General features: G+C 43.7%; 3 protein-coding genes and 1 pseudogene. All 4 read left to right on the top strand.

Features of this window, described 5'->3' with window-relative positions:
- Positions 1 to 664, top strand: a 664-nt coding sequence (locus AC37HE_RS04575; protein ID WP_500781606.1) for a succinate dehydrogenase cytochrome b subunit, incomplete at its 5' end; no start/stop codon positions are given.
- A gap of 12 nt (positions 665 to 676) precedes the next feature.
- Positions 677 to 2,617, top strand: a complete 1,941-nt coding sequence (locus AC37HE_RS04570) for a fumarate reductase/succinate dehydrogenase flavoprotein subunit (RefSeq protein WP_500781605.1) — start codon at positions 677 to 679, stop codon at positions 2,615 to 2,617.
- A 41-nt stretch (positions 2,618 to 2,658) separates the two neighbouring features.
- Positions 2,659 to 3,420 carry a succinate dehydrogenase/fumarate reductase iron-sulfur subunit gene (locus AC37HE_RS04565; protein ID WP_500781604.1) on the top strand — a complete coding sequence of 254 codons (762 nt, stop codon included), beginning with the start codon at positions 2,659 to 2,661 and terminating at the stop codon, positions 3,418 to 3,420.
- A 244-nt stretch (positions 3,421 to 3,664) separates the two neighbouring features.
- Positions 3,665 to 3,955: pseudogene (locus AC37HE_RS04560) on the top strand (hypothetical protein); the annotation flags it as partial.

Here is a 3,955-nt window from a genome sequence, read left to right as displayed (position 1 = left end):
CAAATTTTTAACTGCCTCGATTGGAAGGAAGTTTGTAATGAGTCTCTCAGGACTTTTCCTGATGGTATTTATTGCTGTCCACCTGGGCCTGAACTTATTGCTGATTTTTGACGACAGTGGATCTTTGTTTAATGAGGGTGCCCATTTTATGGCCACCAACCCATTAATTAAAATTATGGAACCCATCTTAGGTTTGGGTTTTATGATTCACATCATTTGGTCGTTCTTTCTTGAATATCAAAACTGGAAAGCGCGTCCTGTTAAGTATGCAAAAAAGAACATGAGTGGAGCAAGCTCGTGGGCTTCAAGGAACATGTTGATTCTGGGAGCCTTAGTATTAGTTTTCCTGGTTATTCACATTATCGATTTTTTCTGGGTCATTAAATTTAGTCCCGAAGAAATAGAACATCTTGCCAAAGGTGATTACGATTTGGTTGCCGGACTTTTTAAAGAAAGCATTTTTGCCAATATTTTATACATTATTGGTGGAATCCTGCTTGGTCTGCACCTTTCGCATGGCTTTTGGTCGTCGTTCCAGACTTTGGGTGTAAACAACAAGTTCTGGTTAAAAAGATGGCAGGTAATCGGACAGATCTATGCTGTAGTTGTAGCCGTAGGTTTTTCTATTATACCGCTTTATTTCATGTTGGGTCTGTACAAATAAAAAGGAAAAGTTATGAGCATATTAGATAGCAAAATACCGGAAGGGCCATTAGCTGAAAAGTGGAACAAACACAAGTCAGCCATCAAAGTAGTGAGCCCGGCCAATAAACGCAAACTCGAAATTATTGTAGTAGGAACCGGTTTGGGAGGTGCTTCGGCAGCTGCTTCACTGGCCGAATTAGGATATAAAGTAAAAGCATTCTGTTACCAGGACAGCCCGCGCCGTGCGCACTCGATCGCAGCACAGGGTGGTATAAACGCTGCTAAAAACTATCAGAATGATAACGACTCGGTGTTCCGTCTTTTTTACGATACCATTAAAGGTGGCGACTATCGTGCACGCGAAGCCAATGTTTATCGTTTGGCAGAAGTTTCACCAAACATCATTGACCAGTGTGTGGCACAGGGTGTGCCATTTGGTCGTGAATATGGCGGTTTGTTAGATAACCGTTCGTTCGGTGGTGTGTTGGTAAGCCGTACGTTTTATGCGCGCGGGCAAACCGGTCAGCAGTTGTTGATTGGAGCTTACCAGGCTTTGAACCGTCAGATCGCCAAAGGCAATGTTGAAATGTACAGCCGTCACGAAATGCTTGACGTGGTTAAGATCGACGGAAAAGCCCGCGGTATTATTGCCCGCGACCTGGTTACCGGAGAAATTAAACGCTACGGAGCACATGCTGTTGTTGTGGCTACCGGAGGTTACGGAAACGTTTTCTTCCTGTCGACCAACGCTATGGGAAGTAACGGATCGGCTGCGTGGCAGTGTTACAAAAAAGGAGCGTTCATGTCGAATCCTTGTTTTGTACAGATCCACCCGACCTGTATCCCGGTTCACGGAGATCAGCAGTCGAAATTGACGTTGATGTCAGAATCGTTGCGTAACGACGGTCGTGTTTGGGTTCCGAAGAAAAAAGAAGACGCAGTTAAATTGCAGAAAGGCGAACTTCATCCGAATGACATTGCAGATGAAGATCGCGATTTCTACCTCGAAAGAAGATATCCGTCGTACGGAAACCTTGTGCCGCGTGATGTTGCATCGCGTGCAGCAAAAGAACGTTGCGATGCCGGTTTTGGAGTAAACTCTGAAGGAAAAGCTGTTTTCCTCGATTTTAAATATGCCATCGAGCGCTTGGGCAAAGATGTAATTGAAGCACGTTATGGAAACCTTTTCCAGATGTACGAAAAGATTACTGACGTTGATCCGTACAAAGCACCAATGATGATCTATCCGGCCATCCACTATTCAATGGGTGGTACCTGGGTTGACTACAACCTGATGACTTCGGTTCCGGGCTTATATTCAATTGGTGAGGCTAACTTCTCCGATCACGGAGCTAACCGTTTAGGAGCTTCAGCTTTGATGCAGGGGCTGGCTGACGGTTATTTCATTCTGCCGTACACCATTGGTGATTATCTGGCTGATGAAATCATGACTCCGAAAGTGGATGTCAGTGCACCGGAGTTTGCAGAAGCTGAAAAAGAAGTGACCGCACGTATTGAAAAACTGTATAATATCAAGGGTACGAAGACCGTAGATTATTTCCACAAGAAGTTAGGCCATATTATGTGGGAATATGTTGGTATGGCTCGAAACGCAGAAGGATTGAAAAAAGCGATCAAAGAAATTAAGGAAGTTCGTGAAGCATTCTGGAAAGATGTTAAAATACCGGGAGAGCTGAATAACCTGAATCCTGAGCTTGAAAAGGCAGGTCGTGTTGCCGACTTCTTCGATATTGGTGAATTGATGGCTCGCGATGCACTTGACAGAAACGAATCGTGTGGTGGACACTTCCGTCTGGAATCGGCTACCGAAGAAGGTGAGGCCAAACGTAACGACGAGAAATTCACCTATGTTTCTTGCTGGGAGTACAAAGGAGAAGGAGCTGAGCCGACATTACACAAAGAGGATTTGGTGTTTGAGAATGTGAAATTAACTCAAAGGAGTTATAAGTAGTCTCATTACTCACATCTATTAATCTTAAAATCTAAAAGAAAATGGCTGATAAAATTTTGAAAGAACTCAAAATAAAAGTTTGGAGGCAAAATAACGCCAAATCCAAAGGGAGATTTGAAACCTATATCATCAATAATATTTCAACAGGTTCTTCATTTTTGGAAATGATGGATATTTTGAATGATGATCTGATTGAAAAGGGAATCGACCCGATTGCTTTCGATCACGACTGTCGTGAAGGAATTTGCGGAACATGTAGTTTGTACATCAATGGCCGCCCACACGGACCGGATACTGAAGTAACTACCTGCCAGTTGCACATGCGTAAATTCAAGGATGGCGAAACCATCATAATTGAACCATGGCGTGCCCGTGCATTCCCGGTGATCAAAGACTTGGTAGTTAATCGTACCGCTTTTGAGAAAATACTGCAGGCAGGTGGTTTTGTATCAGTTAACACCGGTGGTGTACCCGATGCAAATACAATCCCGGTAGCCCGAGATGATGCTGAAGAAGCGATGGATGCTGCAGCTTGTATTGGTTGTGGTGCCTGTGTTGCGGCGTGTAAAAACTCGTCAGCAATGTTGTTTGTTTCGGCAAAAGTGTCACACCTGGCCAAATTACCACAAGGTAAAGTTGAAGCCAAAGCCCGTGCATTGAACATGGTGTCGAAAATGGATGAGCTTGGTTTTGGAGGTTGTACCAACACCCGTGCCTGCGAGGTAGAATGTCCGAAAAGCATCTCGATCATGAATATTGCCCGCCTGAATCGTGAGTACTTAAAGTCACGACTGAGTAGGTAGTTTGTATTCGGTTTCGGGAACTTGTGGATAATTATTCATTCGGGCAGACCCGCCTGAACCGCGAGTATTTGAAATCGAGATTGAGCAGATAAACCTGTTAATTAGAATAAATTGGAAGGCCTTTTCACTGTGAAAAGGCCTTCTTTTTTTGCACTAATCCACAGCAGGTTGTGCATAAGTTAGCCGGCGAACGACTCTTTTTGAGTTGCTGATTCTTTAAATTCGCAATAAACAAAGAGGATTTATGCCATACAGAAGATTACCCACAACGGACAAGGCACGCTTGCGTGCACTGGAAACAGCCCTAAACAAAGTGAATGAAATAAGCGTAAAGAACATTCCTTTCGCAAAACATTCCACCGAGGAGTTGCAGAGTGTAAAGAACCAATTTGAGAATACCCTGAAACATTACGAACTGAACATCAATCAACAATCGGACAATAATAAAAAGTACAAGGAAGTATTTGAGACCGCCAGGCTGTACCTGTCGCATTTTATGCAGGTATTGCTTTTTGCATCAGAACGCGGTGAAATT

This window comes from Mangrovibacterium sp. (assembly GCF_059905295.1).
Note: the sequence above shows the minus strand (reverse complement) of the source record. Positions and strands in the feature narration are given on the sequence as shown.

What these genes read in the sequence shown, in the direction of transcription:
- AC37HE_RS04570 (WP_500781605.1), top strand. Translation starts at nt 677, where the DNA reads ATGAGCATATTAGATAGCAAAATACCGGAAGGGCCATTAGCTGAAAAG.
- AC37HE_RS04565 (WP_500781604.1), top strand. Translation starts at nt 2,659, where the DNA reads ATGGCTGATAAAATTTTGAAAGAACTCAAAATAAAAGTTTGGAGGCAA.